This window comes from Streptomyces sp. NPDC002328, from assembly GCF_042890065.1.
Lineage (GTDB): Bacteria > Actinomycetota > Actinomycetes > Streptomycetales > Streptomycetaceae > Streptomyces.
The window spans coordinates 16,836-37,956 of sequence record NZ_JBIARQ010000009.1 but is presented as its reverse complement, the minus strand read 5'-3'; the positions used below and the strand labels follow the sequence as shown (position 1 = coordinate 37,956).

Below are 21,121 nucleotides of genomic sequence, written 5' to 3'. Positions count from 1 at the left end.
CGACCTCACCCCGCCGGCCCCCGAGCCGCCTGGCTCGCCCCCGGCCGAAACCGTCTCGCCGCTACCGAGCGAGCGGCCGCTGCCCTCCAGCGGCACCGCTCCCCCGGCCCGGCCGTCGGCCAAGGGCTCGCCCCCGGCGCAGAACGAAGGCGGCCGGGAGGGAAGTGAGGAAGCACCGTGGACGACGGCGTGGGTTCAGCAACCCGGCCCGCCAACGTCGGGGAGCGGCCCACCGTCTGACGCCCCGCCCGGCGGCGCGAGCCCGCCCCCCACATCGGCACAGCCGCCACCGCCGGACAGTTCACCGCCCGCCCCGGCGCCATCGCCGTCTGCCTTACCGGCCACACCGGTCCTGCTATGCGTCGACGCCAGCACCCTGCTGGAGTTGGGCGTCTGCCTCGGGGCCTGACCCTTCCGGCGCGGCCCTGAGCGACTCCCTGTGCAGCACCACGCTGTCCGGCGAGAACCCGGGGCCGCGCCGGCCCTCCGTCAGCACCTCGATCCTGTACAGGCCCGCTATCACGTCGTGCCGCACGGAGACCGGCTCCGCCTCCCAGGCGGCCGGGCTGATCCCCAGCATGCGCGTCAGCAGGCGCTGCCGGGACGTCATCCTCAGCTGGTTACGCAACTCGGTGATCTTCGTGTCGAAGCTGGCCAGTGCCAGCAACGACAGCGCAGGGTCGACACCCGGGTGGTCGGCCAGGGATTCGAGTTGTGCCCGCGTCTGCGCCTTGCGCGTCTCCAGCTCGGTGATCTTAGCGGCGATCTCGGGACCGCCCTCGGTGGCGGCCGCGAAGAGCTCCTGCTGCAACCGCCTGGAGCTGAGCAGGCGCAACGTCCTGCCGGTGACGTAGGCGTCCAGGTGTTCCTGATTGCGCGACAGATGGCACTCGAAGCAGTCGTAGACGCGCTTCTCGCGGACGGGCTTCGTGCGCCAGCGCATCGACTGGCAGCGCCCGCAGAGCAGCACCCCGCCCAGCAGGTACTTGCGCGCCGGGCCCTGGTGGGGCTGTTCGACGCGCCGCTGGTTGCGGATCGCGATCAACGCCTCCCGCTGTTCGTTGGTGATGACGGGCTCCCAGCTGGCCTTGTGCAGCGCGCCCTCGTACTCGATGAGTCCGGCGATGCGGGGGGCGGTGAGCACATTCCACAGGACGCGCGAGGACCAGGGGCCGCCGCGGGTGGTCGTCGACACCGAGTTCATGTAGTCGATCGCGCCGTTGACGCCGAGGCCAGCCAGCATCCGTTTGGCCACCTCGGCGAGGTGCTTGGTCTCCTGCGGCACCGGCTTGTCGAAGTCGACGACCGGGACTTCGTACTCCTCCCCTGTGTCCTGGTCCACCTTGGTGCGCGTCTTGCCGTTCGGGACGCCGAAACCGAACGGCCGGATGCCGCCCTGCTGGCTCTTGCCCTTCTTGATGACCTGAGCCTTGTAGCCGCGCTTGCGGCGTCTGGAGAGGTTGTCCACCTCGCGGCAGGCCTGGGCGGCTTCGATGCGCAGCACGAACCTGTCGTCGGGGTTGGACAGGTCACGCACGCCGCTGACGGACGCCAGCGGGATGTGCCGGGTGTCGGCGATGTTGAGCAGGACCTCGAGGTCGTACGGCTGCCGGATGAGGCGGTCGCCGTGGTAGGTCATGATCGCGTCGTGGTGGTGGTTAGCCTTGGGGTCGCTGGGGATGAGCCGCCCGCTGTCACGGTCTAGGGTGAGGAGCATGCGGTCCCAGTCGGGCCGCTTCCGGTTGCGCTGCCACGCCGACCGGCTGTTGTCGACGTAGACACAGCAGAACTCGGGCCAGTTCAGCCTGGCGCCGGCGGCGCGGCCGTCCTCCTCCTGGCGCTCGACCTTCTCCAGGGAACCGTCGGGTGCGTAGGACAGTCGGGTGTAGAGGCAGGGCCGTTGTGGCGCAGGGAACACGAGTTCTCCTTCCGGGCATGCCTATGATGCATGAGAGTCAGTGTTTTCTAGGGGGTCAAGTGCTCGATGCCACCACCCGCTCTGGGGGCACCGCCACGGCCACTCCCCGGGCCGCCGCCACGGAGCTCGTCGTTCCCGTGCCCCTGTCCGTCCCTCTGCTCGCCGCGTCCGCCCCGGCTCCCGAGCCGGAGCCCGGGCCCGTCGGCCCGTTCGCGCGCTGCTCCAGAATGCTGCGCTCCCCGTGGGCCCGGTTCGCGCTGCTGATCGCGCTGCTCGCGGCGGCCGCGACGAGCGTGCTGCTGTTCGAGCCGCAGAAGCTGCTCGCGGACGGCTGGCCGCCCCAGCTGGGCGGTGTCACGGCGGCCCTGGTGTTCACGGTCGCCTACGGGCTGTGCACGGTGGCGTTCGTGCCGAGGCCGCTGCTGAACCTGGCCGGCGGCGCGCTGTTCGGCTCGCAGCTGGGCATCGGCGCGGCCCTGGCCGGCACGGTGCTGGGCGCGGGGCTCGCCTTCGGGCTGGGCCGGTTCCTCGGGCAGGACGCGCTGCGGCCGCTGCTGCGGGGCAGGCTCCTCCAGGCCGCGGACGACCAGCTGAGCCGGCACGGGCTGCGCTCGATGCTGGCGACCCGGCTGTTCCCGGGCGTGCCGTTCTGGGCGGCGAACTACTGCGCCGCCGTCTCCCGGATGGGCTGGCTGCCGTTCCTGATCGCGACCGCGCTCGGCTCGGTCCCGAACACGGCCGCGTACGTCGTCGCCGGGTCCAGCGCCTCGTCGCCGACCTCGCCGCTGTTCCTGATCTCGATGGCCTGCATCGCCCTGCCGGCGCTGGCGGGCGCGGCGCTGGCCTGGCGCAAGCGGCACCATTTGCGCGCCAAGTGACGGAGGGTTGGACAATCCAACCCTCCCCTAGACTTTCCGCATGGCCGCCTCGACGAAAGACCCGCGTCCCTGCTCCATCGCCGACGCCCTGGCGCTCGTCGGTGAGAAGTACTCCCTGCTCGTCCTGCGGGAGGTCTGCCTCGGCAACGGCCGCTTCGACCAGCTGGTGCGCAACATCGGGGCCCCGCGCGACATCCTGGCCACCCGGCTGCGCCGCCTCCTGGACGCGGGCATCCTCACCAAGCGCGCCTACAGCGAACGCCCGCAGCGCTTCGAGTACCGGCCCACGCCGGCCGGTCTCGAACTGGAGCCGGTGCTGATGACGCTCATGGCGTGGGGCGACCGCCATCTGCGCGAGGACGGCGACCGCCCCATGATCGTCGAGCACGTCTGCGGCCACGAGTTGACCCCGCTGGTCGTCTGCGCAGCCTGCGGCGGCAAGCTCCACCACGAACACCTGACACCCCACCCCCAGACCCCCGGCTGGTCGGTGAGGGGCCCAGCGGCAGCCTGAGGGCGATACCGAGGCGGGCGGATGGCGGGGCGACGGCGGCCCGATGGCGGACCGGTGGCGACTCAGCGGCGGACCGGGGGCAGGCCGGGGGCGGCCCGGTGCCGGCCTGACGGCGACCCGAAGACGGATCGGCAGCGGCGCGACAGCGGGCCGGTGACGGACCCACGGCGGACCGGTGGCGACCCGACGGCGGTTCGGCGGCAGCCTGACGGCGATACCGAGGCGGGCCGACGGCGGCGCGACGGCGATGGTGGGCCGGTGGCGGCCTGGTGGCGACCCGACGGCGGACCGGTGCCAGCCTGACGGCGGACCGAAGACGGATCGGCAGCGGCGCGACAGCGGGCCGGTGACGGACCCACGGCGGACCGGTGGCGACCCGACGGCGGTTCGGCGGCAGCCTGACGGCGATACCGAGGCGGGCCGACGGCGGCGCGACGGCGATGGTGGGCCGGTGGCGACCCGACGGCGGACCGGTGGCGACCCGACGGCGGCCCGAAAGCGGATCGGCAGCGGGGCGGCGACGGGCCGATGGCGGCCCGGCGTACCTGCGCACCTGCGCACCTGCCTGCGCGATGGGCGTCAGGTTGGTTGTGTGTATACGTCCAGTCGGCCGCACATTCCGAACTTGCCCAGTTCCGAGGGCTGTTCGGCGTGTACGAGTGCGTCGGCGAGGTGGGAGACGTCGCCCCGCGCCAGCCGGTCGAGCTGCTCCCCCGTCGCCGCCGCCGCGGCTGCCGCGCCGCGCCGCCACCGCTCGCGCCACTCGGCGAGCCGGGGCCGTACGAGGGCGGCGGCGGCCCGGTGGAAGGCGGCCAGGGCCTCGGGGCCGTCCGCCTCGCGCAGGGCGCGGTAGCCCTCCAGGGCCAGGTCGCGCCGGGCGCGGGCGATGCGCGCCCGCTCCTCCTCGGGGGCGTCGGCCGGGATCGTGGTGGCGGCGGCGTAGACCTGCGGGTCGGCCAGGTACTCCGGGGGCAGGGTGAGGACGGCGTCGCCCGCCTCGGGCAGTCCGCTGTTCTGCATGAGGACGGTGATGCGCAGATCGTCCTCGTTGACGAGCCGATGGACGGTGCCCGGCGTGAACCAGGCGACCGTGCCGGGCGCGAGGGGCGTCACCTCGTACCCGGAGGCGGTGAGCGTCTGCACGGCCCCGCGCCCGCCGGTGACGACGTACCCCTCGGAGCAGGCCAGATGCAGGTGCGGGGTGCCGCCGTGCAGGCCGTCGGCGGCGGGCCAGTCGTAGACGCACAGGCGCGAGACGGCGACCCCGCCGGGCAGACCGCCGTACGCGCTCACCACGGGTGTGCCTGAAGGTACTTGGCGATCTCCTCCCGCTCCCACGCCCCGTCGGCCACGACCACGCGGTAGCGGCGGGTGAGGGTGTCGCCGGGGGCCAGCTCCAGCTCGTCGAAGAAGGACCAGGACGGGGCGATGCCGGCGAAGGGCTCGTTGCGCACGAACCAGTGGGCGGGGTGGGCGCCTTGCTCGCCGGCGTGGTCGTTCTCGGGGGCGTGGGCGAAGACGACGGTGGCGTGGCCGTCGGCGCCGTCGTGCTCGCCGGACAGGGCGAGCCAGGGGCTCTGCGAGGCCATCAGTCCGGGCCCCTCGCCCTCGGGCCCGATGACTCGGCCGTCCCGGAAAGCGCGCGGCCCGCGCCAGAACAGCCCCGTGTACCCGGCGAGTTCACGCCCGGCGGTGGTCGGGCTGCCGAACCGCAGCGGCTCGTCACGGCGGTTGGTGACGGCGGTCGTCCAGGTCAGCGCCCAGGAGCCGAACGCCCGGTCCACGTCGTGGACTTCGATCCGGCGGCTTTCCTCGGCCCACAGCTCCCCGCTGTGCGGATGCCAGGTGAGACGCTCGGCGATGACCGCCCGGTCGCCGTCGGCCGTGACCTCGTCGAAGGCGACGTGCGCCATGGAGCCGACCCGTTCGGGGAGTTCGAGATACCCCTCGCCATGGACGTAGGAGTTGCCGCCCCACAGATTGGCGCCCGAGAGGTGGGAGGCGGTCAGCGACAGGCCCTTGTGCCAACGGTGGTCGTTGGGCCGGTAGTCGGTGACGACGTCGCCCGCGAGGGTGCGCATGGGGTGCATGTACGGCTTCGGCGCCTCCCAGGCGGCCTCCGGCCGGTACACGTAGGCGAGCAGCTCGACGCCGGTGACGGGGTCGGTCACCGTGATGCGGTCGCCGTGCGCGTGGACGAGACGGAGGCCGGTCATGCGGAGGCCTCCTCGACGCGAGCGGGGGCGGGGGCAGGGGTGGGAGCGGAGGCCGAGCCGAGAGCGGGGGCGGCGGGGGCGGTGGCGGGGGCCCAGCCGGGCGCGCCCCCGTGCAGGGCCGTGTAGAAGGGGTCGCCGGGGCCGATCTCGCCCCGCCGCACCGTGGTGTCCGTGAACGCCGCCTTGTACAGCGCGCTGATCAGCTCCAGGCTGGTGCGCCCGTCGTCGCCGCTGCTGCGGGGCCGCTCCCCCGCGCGCATGGAGGCGATCAGCTCACGCAGCTGCGCGAGGTGCGAGCTGGGCACGTCGGCGCCGAAGTCCTGCCAGGCGGCGGCCCGTTCGGCGGGGACGTCGCGGGCCGGGGTGATGCGCCAGTCGGCGTTGGAGTGGCCGTAGAGGTGGGTGAGCTCGACGGTGGCCTGTTCGCAGTCGATGCGGATGCGGCTGACCTCGTCGGGGCTGAGGACGCTGTTCACGATCGTCGCCATCGCCCCGTTCTCGAAGCGGACCAGGGCGGTGGAGACGTCCTCGGTCTCGACGTCGTGGACGAGCCGGCCGGCCATGGCCCGCACCTCGCTCCACGGGCCGAGCAGGTCGAGCAGCAGGTCCATCTGGTGGATGCCGTGGCCCATGGCGGGGCCGCCGCCCTCGGTCCGCCAGCGTCCGCGCCAGGGCACGGCGTAGTAGGCGGTGTCGCGGTACCAGGTGGTCTGGCAGTGCGCCACGAGCGGCCGTCCGAGCGCCTGCCCGGCGAGCAGCCGCCGTACGTGCCGGGAGCCGGAGCCGAAGCGGTGCTGGAAGACGATCGAGGCGTACGGACCGTTCTTCTCCCCTTCCTCGGCGGCGACGGCGTCGTAGTCGGCGAGGGTCGGCACCGGCGGCTTCTCGCACCACACCCAGGCCCCGGCGCGCAGCGCGGCCACGCTCTGCTCGCGGTGCAGGGTCGGCGGGGTGCAGATGGTCACCAGGTCGGGGCGCTGCTCGGCGAGCATCCGCTCCAGATCGGTGTAGGCGTGCGGGATCCCGCCGTCCGCGCAGAAGGCCTCGACGGCGGTGGCATCGATGTCAACGGCCGCGACCACCTCGGTCTCCCCCTCCGCGGCGAGCTGGGCGAGCGCGGGGAGGTGGGAGCCGCGGGCGATGGCGCCGGTGCCGATGACGGCGGCGCGGATGCGGCGGCCGGCGGGCGGAGCGGATGGGGACATGGGCGGGATCAGCACTCCTCCGACGGACAACCGGACAACCGAAACAACCGAGCGGAGCACCGGACCTCGCCGCCTGGCGTCACAGCAAGCGCTTTCACTCCGCCAGCAAAGTAAGCGGCGGCCCCCTGGCCGGTCAACACATCCGACCTGCCCGGATGCGGCGCGCCTCTCCCCTGCGGCCCCGCCTTCGAAACCCCTGTGCCCGGACTGTCACCCGAGGGCGCTACGCTGCCTACGGCACATCCCTTGATCACCACGCGCGCGGCGGCCCGCCGTGTCCGTCGCCCTTCCCGATCGGCACTTGGACTCCGTAACCTCATGTCTTGGTTTGAATCCCTCGTCCTCGGACTCGTCCAGGGGCTGACCGAGTTCCTCCCCGTCTCCTCCAGCGCGCACCTGCGGCTGACCGCGGCCTTCTCGGGCTGGGAGGACCCCGGCGCCGCCTTCACGGCGATCACCCAGATCGGCACCGAGGCCGCGGTGCTGATCTACTTCCGCAAGGACATCGGGCGGATCATCTCGGCGTGGACGCGGTCGCTCTTCGACAAGACGATGCGCAAGGACCACGACGCCCAGATGGGCTGGCTGGTCATCGTCGGCTCGATCCCCATCGGTGTGCTCGGCGTCACCCTCAAGGAACAGATCGAGGGCCCGTTCCGCGATCTGCGGGTGACCGCGACGATGCTCATCGTCATCGGCATCGTCATCGGCATCGCGGACCGTCTCGCGGCCCGGGACGAGAACGGCGGCCGCCACCGCGCCCCGAAGCAGCGCAAGGGTCTTGAGGACCTGACCGTGAAGGACGGCCTGATCTACGGCCTCTGCCAGGCCTGTGCGCTCATCCCCGGCGTGTCCCGCTCCGGCGCCACGATCAGCGGCGGCCTGTTCATGGGCTACAAACGCGAGTCGGCGGCCCGCTACTCGTTCCTGCTCGCCATCCCGGCGGTGCTGGCCTCGGGCGTGTTCGAGCTGAAGGACGCGATGGAGGGCGGCCACGTGTCGTGGGGCCCGACGGCGTTCGCGACGGTGATCGCGTTCGTGACCGGTTATGCCGTCATCGCATGGTTCATGAAGTTCATCAGCACCAAGTCCTTCATGCCGTTCGTCTATTACCGCGTGGTCCTGGGCATCGTGATCATCGCCCTGGTCGCGACGGGGGCGCTGAGCCCGCACGCGGCGGAGTCGGCGGGCTGACCCGGTAGGGCCCCGACCGCCGGCGCCGCTCGACCTGAGCGCGATCCACGCAGGCCTCCCCGTGTCCGCCCCGGACGCGGCGGAGGCCTGTCGCGTCGGCCGGGGCTTCCGCGGGGACGTACGCGCGTTCCTCACCGGCCGGGTCGGCCGAGGGCGCGCGGACGGAACGCTCGTGACCAACCCCATACGTTCTGCGTAGCCACGCGGTAGCGCAGTGTCAGTGCTTGCGCCTAGGCTGTCGGCCATGTCCCCCAGTTCTCTGGCCCCTGGTTCCGTGCGCTCTGCCGCCGAGGTGAACGAGCAGATCCGCGCGTTGTGGCTGCGCGCGGGCGGCTCCCTGTCGCCCCAGGAACGGGCGGAGTACGAGCTGCTGGTGGTGGAGTGGGCGGCGGCCGTGCGGGGCGCCGTGGTCAAGGCGGCGTGAGGCGGCGCAAGGCCCCTGCCGATCGCCTGTGTCACGGGGAAGCCTGCTGTACGGCTGGACGGCTCCCGCGCCCGGCCGGTGGACTTGACGCCCGTGCGGCCGGGGAGGGGCACCATGTGCGAGGACTTCGACCACCGCGAGACCCTTGTCGCGATCGCGCGCAATCCCGCGGCGCCGGTCGGGGTGTTGACCAGGCTGCTGTGCGAGGAAGCCGCCGCGGCCTGGAACTGGATCGCTTGGCGTGCCCTGCCGGACGAGGTGGTCGACGCCGTCGTCGCGCATCCCGACCGCAGGCTGCGGTCGGCGTTCGCCGACAACCCCGAGGTGACGGCAGAGCAACGGGCCCAGCTGGTGGACGACCCCGATCACCGCGTCCGCCACGCCCTGGCCGCCGGGCCGGACTGGTTCCGCCTTCCCGTGCGGCCACTGCCCTTGTCCACTCAGCGGCGCCTGCTCGCCGACCCGGTCCTGCCGGTCCGCCGCAGCGCGGCCTTCAGCCGCCACACCGCTCCCGGCCTGGTCGCCGAGCTCGCCGGCCACCGCGACGCGGCCCTCCGGGAGGCGGCCTGCCGGCAATGGGACCTGCTGCCGGAGGACACCCGGAAGCGTCTGCTGGACGACGCGGACGACGACGTCCGCAGGGCGGCCATGATGCACGCCTGCCGTGAGGACGCACGTCTCACGGATCTTCTTCTCGACGCGGAGACCAGCCCGTTCACCAGGCAGGACGTGATCCGTCACGGCGCCATGCGCGTCGCGACCGCCGAACGGCTCGCGGTGAGCCCCGATGAGGAGGAGCGGCGGGAGCTGGCGGCCAATCTCCAGGTTCCCATCGACATCGTGCGGAAGTTGGCGGACGACGAGGCGCACGGCGTCCGGCTGGCGGTGTCGGTACGACCCGAGCTGACGGAGGCCGAACGCACCGCCGTCGACGTCGCCATCGGGCCGTCCGACCGGCTCCATCCCGTCGAATGGGTTCGTCTCTGCGCCGATCCCGACGTCCTGCGCCGATGCGCCAGGTCGGCCAACACGCTGCTGCGGCGCAGCGCCGCCTTCAGCCGGCACCTGCCCGCCGACGCCGTCGACCTGCTCTCGAAGGACGACGACTACGCCGTACGACTGCTGCTGTGCGAGAACCAGCCGACGGTCGACGGCGAGGTGGTGTTGCAGACCTATCTGGACTGCGAGGTCATCACCAAGGGCGATCTGCTGCGCCACCCGAACTTCCCGAGCGCGGGCAACGGACAGCGCTTCGCCGACGACCCTGACCCCGAGAAGCGACGGCTGGTGGGACGGGACGCCGAAGCGCCCGTCGCCGTGGTGGTCCGTCTGCTCAGCGACCCCGACGAACGCGTACGCGCCATGGCCGCCGCGCATCCCGCGCTGCCGGTCGATCTCCTCCTCCGAAGCTGCGAGGACCCGGAGACCCGCCTGCACGCCCTCGCCAACCCCGGCCTTCCCGCGGAGGTCATGCACCGCTGCCTGGACGACGCGGGCATCCCTCGCTGACGGATATGCGGAACGGCGATTGCTGGCTAGAGTCGTCTTGTCACACTTGGTTGCGGGGTCAACCGAAATCCGCCTTGGGGAGGGCCAGCAGCACATGAGTCGTCGTTCTCCTGGTTATGTCGGCGTCTGGGCTGAAATGCAGCGGCAGCAGCAGCGCCAACTGGAAGCCGAAGCCAGGCGACGGAGACAGCAGGAGCAACAGGCGCGGGCCTACCAGCGGCGAGCCGCCCAGAGCCACCGTGACTACCGGCAGGCGGAGGCGCTGCGTCGTACGGCGGAACTGGACGCGCAAGTCGCGTCTCTGCAAGGCCTTCTCGCCGCCGGTTGCCGGGCCTCGCCCTTCAGGGCTTCGTCTCTCCTGCGGTCCGAGGAGGTGCAGCCGTTCGCTCCGGGGCCGTTGGCATACCCCATGCCCATGCCGGAGTCGCATCACTATCAGGCGCAGGGCGGTTGGACCGCGAGCCGTCGGGCGCAGGCGCAGGCCGAGGCGCAAGCCCGCTTCGAGCGGGACCGGCAGGCCGCCCAGGCCGCGGAGGCTCAGCGGCAGCGCGAACTCGCCGCGTACGAAAGGGAGTACCGGCAGTGGGCCGACGGGCAGCTCGCTGAGGTCCGGCGGCACAACGCCGGCGTCACCGCGATCACCGACGGCGTGCGGCGCCGGGACCCCGATTCCGTGGTGGAGTACTTCTCCGCCGCGCTCTACGCCTCGACCGCGTGCCCGAGGGCTTTCCACGCCAGGTCGCGGCGGCGTACGACCCGGCAGGGGCGACGACCTCCAGAGCCCAGCTGCCCACGGGGCGACCATGTGGGCACACGGGAGGCCGGTACGGCCTTGGAGGCCGTCTCACGTGGCTGGTCCGAAGGCAGTCATGCGGAAGCCACCACCTGGCCGGCCGTGACCTCGGGAGGGTTGGGAAGCAGTGACGCGAGGTTGTCCCGCACGAAGTCCGCAGCCCTCGAGATCGATTCTTCGGCACCGGCCCGGTCCTGGAAAACGCTGGTCGAGACCATCACTCCGGCCCCGGCGTCGATCCAGTAGTAGGCCACGAAGCCGGGGACTTGGCGCATGAGCGGCACGAACCCCTCGTTCACGAGACGTGCCGCCTCGGCCGAATCGGTCACTCCTTCGTACCGCCGGACTGCTGCGTACATTCCCAAGCTCCTCACGGCGTTCTGGGTTCGTCCTCCGGTGAGACGTCGTACCCCCGCGGCGGCTGTCAGGCTCATGAGTCGTCCGGCAATCACCTGAAGGGCCGCCTCGGGTGATCCGAACGGCGGCCGCCGGCCCGACGCAAGGCCCTGCGCGGGTGCGCCACGAGACAGCCCCTGCATCGGAGTAGCGCAGCCTGGGCCGGTAGCTGCTCAGCCCCCTCGCGGAGCACGATGCCCACCCGGTGATTGTCCGGCGGAGCTATCGCCGCAGGTGAGCCACCGCATCCTCCGCCACCGGGTACGGCCGCTCCTCCGGCAACAGCTCTGCCGCCTGGGCCAGTTGCCCCGCACGCACCAGCGCGTGCACCTCCTTCGCCAACGGCGTGACGTTCTCGATGCCGACGATCCACTCGTCGGCGTACCGGATCGTCGCCTCGCCCGCGAGGCCCAGTTGGAGGGATCGGTGGGGCAGGGGGTTCAGGTGCAGGTCGCGTTCCGGGTCCCACTGGACCCGGGCGGACGACTGCCTCAACTGCTGCTTCCAGTCGGCCTGATCGGCGTGCAGCTCCGGCACGTAATGCGAGAGGCAGGCGTGGCGCAGCGCCCACTCGAAGCCCTCACGCGTGATCTCGACGGCCAGGACGGTCTCCTGGCCCTCCTTCGTGGCCCAGCCGCAGCGGTACATCATCCACAGGAAGACGGCTTGATCCACGTCAAGCCGCGCTCACAGACCTTTTGAGGTACTGCTCTCCTGGGCTTCAAGCAGCTCGTCACCGTGCTCGGTCGCCCAGCGGCCGAGCACGGTCATCGGGCCCTCGACCAGGCTCTGCCCCAAGCTGGTCAGGGCGTACTCGACGCGAGGCGGGGCCTCGGCGTGTGCGTGGCGTTCGACCAGTCCGGCGGCGAGCAGACGGTGCAGGGAGTCGGTAAGCACCTTGTCGCTGATGCCGCCGATTGCGGTGCGCAGCTCGCGGCGTCGGCGCGGTCCCGCGCGAAGAGCCGCCAGGACTACGGGATCCCAGGTGTGGGTGAAGAGATCGGTGGCCGCGCGCAGACGGCAGTCGGCGACGAAATCGTGGCCGTGGGCGTCGTGATCAGTCATCTCGCCCCCCATCATGCTGGGTTGTCACACACCGATCGGTGCGTAACGCCTCACTTACCGTGCCTACCCGACGAACCACTGTTTGGGAGGCAGCGACGATGCGCATCGGGATCCTGGGAACAGGGACACTTGCGGCGGCACTGGGCGAGGGCTGGGCACGTGCGGGGCATGAGGTGGCGCTCGGCGGGCGGTCACAGGTGAAGGCGGAGAAGCTGGCTGAGCGGCTGGGGCACAGCATGCTCGCCGTCCCGCCGCGTGAGGTGGTGATCGGGCGCGATGCGGTGCTGCTCGCCGTGTCATGGGACGGCGTCGAGGACACCCTGAATTCGGTGGGCGCGTCAGACGGCGTCCTCGACGGGACACCGTTGATCGATCCCACGAATGCTGTGGCACATGGTGTCGGGACTCTGCTCACCGGATACGGGGAGTCGATGGCGGGGCGGATCGCCAGGCTTGCTCCAGGGGCCCGGGTCGTGAAGGCGTTCCATCTCTTTCCCGCCGACCAGTGGACGAGTCCGCCGAATGGCGGCCAGTCCCATGTGACGGTGGCGATGTGCGGCGATGATGAGACGGCACTGCACGTCGTCGGCGAACTGGTCCGTGACGTCGGCGGGATCCCGGCGACTCTGGGGGCACTGGATCGCGTCCGCCAGTTGGAGGAGGTGGCGGGTTTCGTCATCGGCTTGGCCTTCGCAGGCTTCGACCCCAACTCCGCGGTCCCGCAGGTCCCCTCAGTCGACAGGCGCACCAGCTCATAGGGGTAGCCGTACCTCTCACACCCGGCGACAGCGTAACCGGGAGGCGCGACGGGCGGAGGGTGCGGAACACTGCGCCAGGTGATCGTGATGCAGCCAGTCTTGGAGATGACCACCGCTGACGGCTTCGGCCTCTGGCCCGTCGCTGAGTTCAAGTCGTTCGATTTCCTGCCGCTCAGCGGCGAGCTGTCACCTGCTGAGCGACTGGCATCGGTTCGTCGACGACGGCGGCCCGCTCGGGTTCGGCCACGACCCCGTGTCACCGATTGCGGAGCACTTCGGCAGCGTCGTCCGGCTCACCGTCAATGCCGAGCAGAGCGACAGCCCGGTGATCGAGCTGCCCGTCACCGAGCTCCGTGACCTGCTTGTTGGTGCCGAGCGAGACCTGGCCGACTTCCTCGCACTGGCGGCCGATTGGGCATCCCAGCAGTTGCGGGACCACTGCTCTGCTGTCACGGCCGCCCTCGCCCGCCTGCTGGACCTTCCTACGCCGGCCGTACCGCTGGAGCGGTAGGGCTGGGCCCGGGACCCTCATCACGTGCGGCACGGTGAACCTGCACCTGCTACCGGCCTGGACACGTCGACATGTCCGACGATGCCTGATCCACGGAAGAGCGTGCACGAACCCGTCGAGCGACGGATAAAGGTCTGTCAACGCGGCTTGATGATCTATGTCTAGCCGCGTGCGTGACTCTTGCGCGTCTCCAGGAAGCCTGACGGGCCACACGTGACTGATCAACCTGGCCGGAACGGACTTCGGGCCTCTTGTCCCGACGGGGATCGCCTCGACACCGTAGACCACCAATATCCACCCTGTGTGAATTCGGGCGTCTGAGGGCAAGGTGTGGCACCGACAACCCCCCACGGTGCTGCGTCCGACGTGCACCATCGCAACGAGCGGCGGTCGAAAATCGGTGGGCTACTGACCTGGCCGACTCCACGCTGTACGCCATGGAAGAACCGCACCGCAGGATCCGCGCGCATCACACGGCATCCACGATCACCGTCTACCAGGCGTACTCCCCTGAAATCGGACTGCCCGCCATCCGCGACGGCCGTTTTCCCGCCGCGTGGAAGCCGGACCGCATGACGTGGATCAAGCCCAGTTTCATGTGGATGATGTACCGCTCCAACTGGGGCACGAGCACCGGGCAGGAGACCGTCCTTGCCATCGAGATCACTCGCGACGGCTTCGACTGGGCGCTGCGCCACGCCTGCCTGTCGAGCTACGTCCGCGGACTGCATCCCGATCGCGGCACCTGGCAGCGTGACCTCAAGCGCGCACCGGCCCGTGTCCAGTGGGATCCCGAACGCGATCTGCACCTGCGTCCCCTGCCGCACCGCTCGCTGCAACTGGGGCTCTCAGGCGAGGCATCGTCGCGTTACGCGAACGAGTGGGTCGTGTCCATCAGTGACGTGACCCCGCTCGCCCACGAGATCCACGCACTCGTCAGCAGCGGTGACCTGGACTCAGCAACCCGGCTTCTCCCCCAGGAACAGGAATACCCCGCCAGTGACGAACTACTGGCCCACCTGCGTCCCTGACCGACAGTCCGGACACAACGGCAGGCATCACCCACGGGTCACACCGCAGCACATGCTCGCCAGGTCGGGGGGCAGGCAGGTGGCTTCCCACCGCTGGGATGCTGTCCGTCGAAGAGCAACTCGCCAGCAGTCGTTCACAGTCATGCCAGCAGCATGAATAAGGTCTGCGAACGCTGCTTGATGATCCACGTCATGCGCTCGCGGCTCCACGCCGGTGGGAAACGTCCGTCGCGGGCCGCCGCGTCGCGGATCTGCGGGCGGTAGGCCTGTTGAAGTGCTCTCCTGGCTGAAGGCCGGGAGATTCCTGCTTACCTCGCGGCAGCGGGCTTGACGCGCTGTGCGCGCCTGACGACTGCCCTCCCGGCAGCCGGGACGAGCGCGAGGCCCGTCCGGTACAGGTGCAGGACGTTGCGGGCCGCGTTGTGGTCGGCGTTGCCCGACCAGCCGCAGTCCGGGTTCTTGCACACGAACACGGCCTGGGATTCCCGGCTGCCGGGCGTGGTGAGGCCGCAGGCTGAGCAGCGCCGGGAGGTGCCGGGGGCGGGGACCTTGACCACGGCGCCACCGAGCCGGGCGGTCTTGTACGCCAGCATGCTGACCGTCCGGCCCCAGGCCTCCGCGCTGATGGCACGGTTCAGCCCAGCCTTCTGGCCGACGTTCTTCCCCGGCTCCTCGATGGTTCCCCTGGCCGACTTGACCATGTTCGTGATGCTGAGTGCTTCGACCACGACGGTGCCGTAGGTGCGGGCGATGTGGGTGGTGGTCTTGTGCTGCCAGTCCAGGGCCCGGCGCTTGGCTTTCGCGCGCAGTCCTGCGATCTGGTCGTAGGTGCGGTGCAGCCGGCGGCTGGTGCGCTCGCCGGGCCTGCGGTGCCGCTTGCGCTGCGCGGCACGCTGCTCCAAGCACAGGAGCCTGGCCTTCTCCTTGCCGGTCAGCCATGCGCCGTGCTCGTAGGTTTCGCCGTCCGAGAGGGCGATGGGCACGGTGACGCCCATGTCGATGCCGATGTCCGGCCCCTGGTGGGGCTCGGGCTCGACTTCCTGGGTCTGGACACGGAAGGCGATGTGCCAGCCGAGCGCGTCCTTGATCAGTCGTGCCCCGGTGATCCGGTTCTCCGTGTTGGCGCGCCTGCCTACGGGAAGGTCTTTGGTCCACCGGAAGCGGACCCGGCCCACCTTGGGAAGGTTGACCGTGCCCCAGCGTCGGTGCACGCGGGTGATGTTCAGGTCGCGGCCTTGGGGGATGTCCACGGACATCACCGTGCGGAACCGGCCCTTGAAGTCCGGGGCGCCGGCGCGCCCGTCCCAGCAGTTCTTCCACGCCTGGACGTACGTCTTGAGTACCGCTTGCGCGGCCTGGGCGGGCAGGACGGCCAGGAAGTCGATGTCCTGGCGGGCCTGACGGATCGCGGCGTCCGCGTTCGCGAGTGTCCGCTTCGCCTGCGGCATCATCTGCCACCACGCGTGGAGCAGGTTCCACATCGTGCGGGCCGCGTGCGCCTGGCCGTCTGCCTTCAACCTCTCGGCAGGCGACAGCGCGAGCCGGGCACGGTGCCCGAACTGCCGCTTGACCAAGGTGTTGTGGCTCACAATCGAGAGCCTACCGTTGGTTTATGTCACCACGCTGGAGACCCTGATCCCGATGCCAGAACCGGTCGCCATGTTGTTTACAACCTGCACGTTCACTTGGTTTTTGTCACCAAGTACCGGCGGAAGGCGTTCACCGACGCCATGCTGACCCGCACAGAAGAGATCATGCGGGAGGTCTGCGCCGACTTCGAGGCCGAGCTGAAGCAGTTCAACGGCGAACAGGACCACGTCCACCTGCTCGTGCACCACCCGCCCAAGGTCCAGCTCTCCAAGCCGGTAAATCCCCTCAAGGGCGTCAGCTCCCGCAGGCTCCGCCAGGAGTACGACAGCCATGTCCGCCAGTACCTGTGGGGTGGACACTTCTGGTCCGGCTCCTACGTCGCAGGATCATGCGGCGGGGCACCCCTGACCGTCGTCAAGCAGTACATCGAGAACCAGCAACGCCCCGTCTGACCGTCACCCCGAGGGCGCAGAGCACTCCGGCGCTCCGCGCCTCCGGTCCAAGGATGGCCTTCACCCCCGCCCTGAAGGGCGGAGCACTGGCCAAGATCAGAGGTAGACGCTGATCGTGTCCGCCGTGTGCAGGGCACGGATGCGGAACTTCGGTTCTGGGCCCGTGCATCCGGTCAGTTCGTCGGTGGGGGCCTGGACGGGTTGGTCGTTCACGGGGTCAGCATCGCCGTTCGCCCGGCCGCTTGGCCAGCGCATATTCGTGTGGCCGGCTGCGGGCGGCACCTACGACGGCACCACCACCCCCGCCGGTGTCTCGTCCGTTTCCGGTTCCTCCGGGGGGTCCGTGAGTTGTTCGCGGATGTAGTTCCACAGCACCGCGATCAGCGCGGCGATCGGGACCGCGAGGAGGCTGCCCACGATGCCCGCCAGGCTGCCGCCCAGGGTCACCGCCAGCAGGACCACCGCGGCGTGCAGGCCCAGGCCGCGGCTCTGGATCATGGGCTGGAAGACGTTGCCCTCCAGTTGCTGCACCACGATGATGATCGCCAACACGATCAGCGCGTCCGTCACGCCGTTCGAGACCAGGGCGATGAGCACCGCGACGAAGCCGGCGAACAGCGCGCCGATGATCGGCACGAACGCGGAGACGAACGTCAGCACCGCCAGCGGCAGCACCAGCGGCACCTTCAGGATCCACAGACCGAGGCCGATCAGGACGGCGTCCAGCAGTCCGACGATCGCCTGGGAGCGCACGAACGCCCCCAGCGTGTCCCAGCTGCGCGCGGCCACGGTCGGCACGTCGGTGGCGAGCCGGCCCGGCAGCTGACGCGCCAGCCACGGCAGGAAGCGGGGCCCGTCCTTCAGGAAGAAGAACATCAGGAACAGCGCCAGTACGGCCGTGATCACGCCGTTCACCACCGTGCTCACCCCGGTGACGACCGCGGTGACCATGCTGCCCAGCCCCTCCTGGGCGCGCGCGACCGCGCTGTCCAAGCCCTTGGTGATCTGGGCGTCGTCGATGTTCAACGGCGGCCCGGCCGCCCACTCGCGCAGCCTCTGCATGCCTTCCACCACGCCGTCCGTCAGCTCACCGGACTGCGACGCCACCGGCACCGCGATCAGCGCCACCACGCCCACCGCGACCAGCAGGAACAGCAGCGTCACGACGGACGCGGCCAGCGCCGGCGGCCAGCCGCGACGGCGCAGGAAACGCGCCGGCGGCCAGGTCAGCGTCGTGAGGAGCAGGCCGACCACGAGCGGCCAGACCACCGACCAGGTCCGCCCCAGCAGCCACAGGGCGACCGAGAGCATCACGAAGACCAGCAGCACGTCGATGGATATGCGCGCGGACGCGCGGAGCGCGGCGCGGGTCCTCGTGGGACTCAAGGTGGCAGGCATGGGATCACCCTATGGGTAGCCGAGTCGCCCGCCGCTCCCGCCTCTTGGCTTCCGACGTCAACTTCCGACTTCCGACCTCCGGCTGTCGGCTGCCGGGTTTCCGCTCTTGGCACTTGGTTCTGCGGGCTTCATGCCCAACACTCGGGTCATGACGCAGCGTGTGGAGCTCGCCACCGTGATGGACCGGCTGGCCGTCGACGGCCTGATCACCGAGTACGCGGTGGCGGTCGACGACGGGGACTGGACGGCGTACCGGGAGTTGTTCACTCCGGACGGGCGGGCGGACTACCGTTCCGCCGGCGGGATCGAGGGGGACGCCGGGAAGGTCGCCGCCTGGCTCGCGGAGAGCATGCGGCTGTTCTCCATGCGGCAGCACCTCATCGTGAACCGCCGCCTCCGCTTCGGGGTGCTCGATCAGGACCGGGGCGACACCGCCCACGTCCAGGCCGACTACGTCAACCCGATGCGGCTGGCCGGCCGCGGTCCCGCCGTAGACGCACCCGCCGCCGACGCCCCCGCCACCGACTCTCCCGCCGACGCCCCCGACTTCGTGTGCGGCGGCCGGTACTCCTTCGCCCTGCTGCGGACGGACGACGGCTGGCGGCTGCGCGGGGTGGTCGTCGAGGAGAAGTGGCGGCGCGCCGCGCGGCCGACCGGAACCTGACCTGCCCATTCGACGCCATCTGGTCGGAGATCGCCCCCGGCGCGCACACTGGAGCCACCAGTGGGTAGGGAGGTGCCGTATGAAGACGTTCGGTCCCTGGCTCACCTCTCCCTGGCTCACCTCCCCCTGGCGGCGTTCGGTTCTCGCGGTGCTGGCCGGCGCGCTGCCCGTGCCCGCCTTCCCGGCGCCCGCCCTGTGGTGGTGGGCGCCGCTCGCACTGGTCCCGTGGCTCCTGCTCGTCCGCTCGGCCCCGACGGGCAGGCGGGCGGCGCACGACGGCTGGTGCGGCGGGTTCGGGTTCATGCTGGCCATGCACCTGTGGCTGCTGCCGTTCCTGCACGTCTTCACGTTCCTGGTCGCCGCGCTGCTCGGCGCGCTGTGGGCGCCGTGGGGCTGGCTGGTGCGCAGGTTCCTCGCCGGGTCGCCCTCGCGGGGGCGGGCGGCGGCCGCGCTGGCCGTGCTGCCCTCGGGCTGGCTCGCCGTCGAACTGGTGCGGTCCTGGCAGGGACTCGGCGGGCCCTGGGGCATGCTGGGGGCCAGTCAGTGGCAGTCGGAGCCGGCGTTGCGGCTGGCGTCCGTCGGCGGGGTGTGGCTGCTCAGCTTCCTGGTGGTGGCCGTGAACACGGCGGTGGCCGTGCTGATCGCGGTGCCGGCGCACCGGCTGCCGGCCGTGGCCGGGCTGGCGGCGACCGCCGCCGCGGCCTCCGCCGCGTGGGTGTGGTCGCCGCGGCCGGACGAGACCGGGCGGGTGGCCCGGATCGCCGTGGTGCAGCCGGGCGTCATCGACGGCCCCGACCGCCGTTTCGACCGCGAGGAGCAGCTGACGCGCCGGCTCGCCGGACAGAACGTGGACCTGGTCGTCTGGGGCGAGAGCAGCGTCGGCTACGACCTGGACGACCGGCCCGACCTGGCGCGGCGGCTGGCGGAGCTGTCCCGCGCGACCGGCGCCGACATCCTCGTCAACGTCGACGCCCGCCGTTCGGACGTGCCCGGCATCTACAAGAGCTCCATGCTCATCGGACCGGACGGCCCGACCGGTGACCGGTACGACAAGATGCGGCTGGTGCCGTTCGGCGAGTACATCCCGGCCCGCTCGCTGCTCGGTTGGGCGACCTCCGTCGGCAAGGCGGCCGGCGAGGACCGGCGGCGGGGCACGGAGCAGGTCGTGATGGACGCGGGGCGGGGTCTGCGGATCGGGCCGATGGTGTGCTTCGAGACGGCGTTCCCCGACATGAGCCGGCATCTCGCCGGGGACGGCACGGACCTGCTGGTCGCGCAGTCGTCGACGTCGACGTTCCAGGAGAGCTGGGCTCCCGCGCAGCACGCCTCGCTCGGCGCCCTGCGCGCGGCGGAGACCGGCCGGCCGTTCGTGCACTCGACGCTGACGGGCGTGTCCGCCGTGTACGACGCGAACGGGCGGCCGGTGGGGTCGTGGCTGGGCACGGACGCGAGCGCCGCGGCCGTCCACGAGGTGCGGCTCGCCGACGGCGTCACCCCGTACGTCCGCTTCGGCGACTGGCCGTCCCACGCGGCGCTGCTGATCCTCGCGGCGGTGTGCGTCGCGGAGCTGGCCGGACGGCGCGGAGCGGGCCGGAAGCCTCCGGGCGGCACGGATTCAACGGACACGACGAACGGGGCGGATGAGCCGGACAGCGCGGACGCCTCGGACAGCGGCCCGCGCGCTCACCCCGCGCCGGAAGTCTCCCGCACCGCGCGCACCACCCGCTCGCACAGTTCGTGAGTCGCCAGCGCGTCCCGGGCGCTGAGCGTCTTTCCGGCGCGGACGGCGTCGAGGAAGGCCAGCGCGGCCTGTTCGATGCCGCGCTGCCGGGACACGGGCACCCAGTCGCCGCGCCGGCGGACGGTCGGCTGCCCCTTGTGGTCGATCACCTCGGCGAGGTTGACGACCTGCCTCTTGGTGTCCTGCCCGGAGACCTCGAGGATCTCCTCGTTGGACCCGCTGAGCCGGTTCATCACGCCGAGCGCGGTGAAGCCGTCCCCGGAGAGCTGGAGGACGACGTGGTGCAGCAGCCCGTCCCGGACCCGGGCCCGTACCGTCACGTCGTCCACCGGACCCGGCGCGAGGAAGCGCAGCGTGTCGGCGACGTGGATGAAGTCGTCGAGGATCATCGTGCGCGGTTCCTCGGGCAGTCCGACCCGGTTCTTCTGCATGAGGATCAGCTCGCGCGGATGGTCGGCGCACTGGGCGTAGCCGGGGGCGTAGCGCCGGTTGAAGCCGACGGCGAGGCTCGTGCCGCGCTCCTCCGCGAGCGCCACGAGCTGCTCGGAGTCGGCGAGTTCGTACGCCAGCGGCTTGTCGACGTAGGTCGGGACGCCCGCTTCCAGGAGCCGGGCGACGATCTCGGGGTGGGCGACGGTCGGCGCGTGCACGAAGGCGGCGTCCAGGTCCTGCGCGAGGAGGGCGTCGAGGTCCCGGTGACGGTGGCCGGCCGGGAGTCGGAGGGTGTCCGCGACCCGGTCGAGGGTGGCGGGTGTGCGGGTCTGGAGGTGCAGTTCGATCCCCGGCAGCGCGCCGAGCACCGGCAGGTACGCCTTGCGCGCGATGTCTCCGAGTCCGATGCAGCCGACCTTCACGGGGGCTCCC

General features: G+C 71.2%; 21 protein-coding genes and 2 pseudogenes. 12 read left to right on the top strand and 11 right to left on the bottom strand.

Features of this window, described 5'->3' with window-relative positions:
• Positions 1–355 precede the first annotated feature (355 nt).
• Positions 356–1,918: a recombinase family protein gene (locus tag ACFYX4_RS22610; RefSeq protein ID WP_389336058.1), complete on the bottom strand. Its 1,563-nt coding sequence runs from the start codon at positions 1,916–1,918 to the stop codon at positions 356–358.
• Positions 1,919–1,977: 59 nt separating this feature from the next.
• Between ACFYX4_RS22610 and ACFYX4_RS22605 the strand changes: the two genes are divergently transcribed.
• Both ACFYX4_RS22605 and ACFYX4_RS22600 read left to right on the top strand, forming a co-directional pair.
• Positions 1,978–2,796, top strand: coding sequence for a TVP38/TMEM64 family protein (locus ACFYX4_RS22605; protein ID WP_389336055.1), 819 nt, complete (start codon positions 1,978–1,980; stop codon positions 2,794–2,796).
• A gap of 40 nt (positions 2,797–2,836) precedes the next feature.
• Entirely contained in the window at positions 2,837–3,310 is a 474-nt protein-coding gene (locus ACFYX4_RS22600; RefSeq protein WP_389336052.1) for a winged helix-turn-helix transcriptional regulator, read from the top strand.
• Between the two features lie 579 nt (positions 3,311–3,889).
• On the opposite strand, the gene ACFYX4_RS22595 is transcribed toward ACFYX4_RS22600, so the two are convergent.
• The 3 genes from ACFYX4_RS22595 to ACFYX4_RS22585 are packed head-to-tail and all read right to left on the bottom strand — an operon-like array spanning position 3,890 to position 6,731.
• Positions 3,890–4,606 carry a cupin domain-containing protein gene (locus ACFYX4_RS22595; RefSeq protein ID WP_389336049.1) on the bottom strand — a complete coding sequence of 239 codons (717 nt, stop codon included), beginning with the start codon at positions 4,604–4,606 and terminating at the stop codon, positions 3,890–3,892.
• Positions 4,600–5,526: a PmoA family protein gene (locus ACFYX4_RS22590; RefSeq protein WP_389336046.1), complete on the bottom strand. Its 927-nt coding sequence runs from the start codon at positions 5,524–5,526 to the stop codon at positions 4,600–4,602. The genes ACFYX4_RS22595 and ACFYX4_RS22590 overlap by 7 nt, the downstream gene beginning before the upstream one ends.
• Entirely contained in the window at positions 5,523–6,731 is a 1,209-nt protein-coding gene (locus ACFYX4_RS22585; protein ID WP_389336043.1) for a Gfo/Idh/MocA family protein, read from the bottom strand. Before ACFYX4_RS22585 ends, ACFYX4_RS22590 begins: the two co-directional genes overlap by 4 nt.
• Positions 6,732–7,049: 318 nt before the next feature.
• Between ACFYX4_RS22585 and ACFYX4_RS22580 the strand changes: the two genes are divergently transcribed.
• The 4 genes and pseudogenes from ACFYX4_RS22580 to ACFYX4_RS22565 all read left to right on the top strand — a co-directional run.
• Entirely contained in the window at positions 7,050–7,925 is an 876-nt protein-coding gene (locus ACFYX4_RS22580) for an undecaprenyl-diphosphate phosphatase (RefSeq protein ID WP_389336040.1), read from the top strand.
• Between the two features lie 244 nt (positions 7,926–8,169).
• Positions 8,170–8,349, top strand: coding sequence for a hypothetical protein (locus tag ACFYX4_RS22575; RefSeq protein WP_389336037.1), 180 nt, complete (start codon positions 8,170–8,172; stop codon positions 8,347–8,349).
• Positions 8,350–8,463: 114 nt separating this feature from the next.
• Entirely contained in the window at positions 8,464–9,858 is a 1,395-nt protein-coding gene (locus ACFYX4_RS22570) for a hypothetical protein (protein ID WP_389336034.1), read from the top strand.
• Positions 9,859–9,952: 94 nt separating this feature from the next.
• Positions 9,953–10,620 (top strand): annotated as a pseudogene (locus tag ACFYX4_RS22565) (restriction endonuclease); the annotation flags it as partial.
• Positions 10,621–10,725: 105 nt separating this feature from the next.
• Here ACFYX4_RS22565 and ACFYX4_RS22560 read toward each other — a convergent pair.
• The 3 genes and pseudogenes from ACFYX4_RS22560 to ACFYX4_RS22550 all read right to left on the bottom strand — a co-directional run bounded on the left by ACFYX4_RS22560 (position 10,726) and on the right by ACFYX4_RS22550 (position 12,112).
• The gene (locus ACFYX4_RS22560) at positions 10,726–11,010 is read right to left on the bottom strand and encodes a hypothetical protein (RefSeq protein WP_389336031.1); all 285 of its coding nucleotides are present in this window, start codon (positions 11,008–11,010) and stop codon (positions 10,726–10,728) included.
• Between the two features lie 259 nt (positions 11,011–11,269).
• Positions 11,270–11,727: pseudogene (locus tag ACFYX4_RS22555) on the bottom strand (DUF4291 domain-containing protein); the annotation flags it as partial.
• 7 nt (positions 11,728–11,734) lie between these two features.
• Positions 11,735–12,112 (bottom strand): winged helix-turn-helix transcriptional regulator, encoded by a 378-nt coding sequence (locus ACFYX4_RS22550; protein WP_389336028.1) that lies wholly within the window; start codon positions 12,110–12,112, stop codon positions 11,735–11,737.
• 98 nt (positions 12,113–12,210) lie between these two features.
• On the opposite strand from ACFYX4_RS22550, the gene ACFYX4_RS22545 reads away from it, so the two are divergent.
• From ACFYX4_RS22545 to ACFYX4_RS22535, 3 genes are all read left to right on the top strand, one after another.
• Complete coding sequence (locus tag ACFYX4_RS22545) at positions 12,211–12,870, top strand: NADPH-dependent F420 reductase (protein ID WP_389336025.1); 660 nt, start codon at positions 12,211–12,213, stop codon at positions 12,868–12,870.
• A 253-nt stretch (positions 12,871–13,123) separates the two neighbouring features.
• Positions 13,124–13,381 carry a hypothetical protein gene (locus ACFYX4_RS22540; RefSeq protein ID WP_389336022.1) on the top strand — a complete coding sequence of 86 codons (258 nt, stop codon included), beginning with the start codon at positions 13,124–13,126 and terminating at the stop codon, positions 13,379–13,381.
• Positions 13,382–13,818: 437 nt separating this feature from the next.
• A complete protein-coding gene (locus tag ACFYX4_RS22535) occupies positions 13,819–14,412 on the top strand; it encodes a DUF4291 domain-containing protein (protein ID WP_389336019.1) in 594 nt (197 codons plus the stop codon).
• Between the two features lie 140 nt (positions 14,413–14,552).
• Here the strand turns inward: ACFYX4_RS22535 and ACFYX4_RS22530 are convergent, their stop codons facing one another.
• Together ACFYX4_RS22530 and ACFYX4_RS22525 are read right to left on the bottom strand one after the other, a co-directional pair.
• Positions 14,553–14,663 (bottom strand): hypothetical protein, encoded by a 111-nt coding sequence (locus tag ACFYX4_RS22530; RefSeq protein WP_389336884.1) that lies wholly within the window; start codon positions 14,661–14,663, stop codon positions 14,553–14,555.
• Positions 14,664–14,720: 57 nt separating this feature from the next.
• Positions 14,721–16,001, bottom strand: a complete 1,281-nt coding sequence (locus ACFYX4_RS22525; protein WP_389336016.1) for an RNA-guided endonuclease InsQ/TnpB family protein — start codon at positions 15,999–16,001, stop codon at positions 14,721–14,723.
• Between the two features lie 84 nt (positions 16,002–16,085).
• Here ACFYX4_RS22525 and tnpA point away from each other — a divergent pair, with 84 nt between their 5' ends.
• Positions 16,086–16,454, top strand: coding sequence for an IS200/IS605 family transposase (tnpA, locus tag ACFYX4_RS22520; RefSeq protein ID WP_389336881.1), 369 nt, complete (start codon positions 16,086–16,088; stop codon positions 16,452–16,454).
• Between the two features lie 282 nt (positions 16,455–16,736).
• Here tnpA and ACFYX4_RS22515 read toward each other — a convergent pair whose 3' ends face one another.
• Entirely contained in the window at positions 16,737–17,852 is a 1,116-nt protein-coding gene (locus ACFYX4_RS22515) for an AI-2E family transporter (protein WP_389336013.1), read from the bottom strand.
• A gap of 148 nt (positions 17,853–18,000) precedes the next feature.
• Here ACFYX4_RS22515 and ACFYX4_RS22510 point away from each other — a divergent pair, with 148 nt between their 5' ends.
• Both ACFYX4_RS22510 and lnt read left to right on the top strand, forming a co-directional pair.
• A complete protein-coding gene (locus tag ACFYX4_RS22510) occupies positions 18,001–18,516 on the top strand; it encodes a nuclear transport factor 2 family protein (RefSeq protein WP_389336010.1) in 516 nt (171 codons plus the stop codon).
• A gap of 79 nt (positions 18,517–18,595) precedes the next feature.
• The gene (gene lnt / locus ACFYX4_RS22505; RefSeq protein ID WP_389336007.1) at positions 18,596–20,257 is read left to right on the top strand and encodes an apolipoprotein N-acyltransferase; all 1,662 of its coding nucleotides are present in this window, start codon (positions 18,596–18,598) and stop codon (positions 20,255–20,257) included.
• On the opposite strand, the gene ACFYX4_RS22500 is transcribed toward lnt, so the two are convergent.
• Positions 20,200–21,111: a Gfo/Idh/MocA family protein gene (locus tag ACFYX4_RS22500; protein WP_389336004.1), complete on the bottom strand. Its 912-nt coding sequence runs from the start codon at positions 21,109–21,111 to the stop codon at positions 20,200–20,202. The genes lnt and ACFYX4_RS22500 overlap by 58 nt on opposite strands.
• Positions 21,112–21,121: the final 10 nt, after the last annotated feature.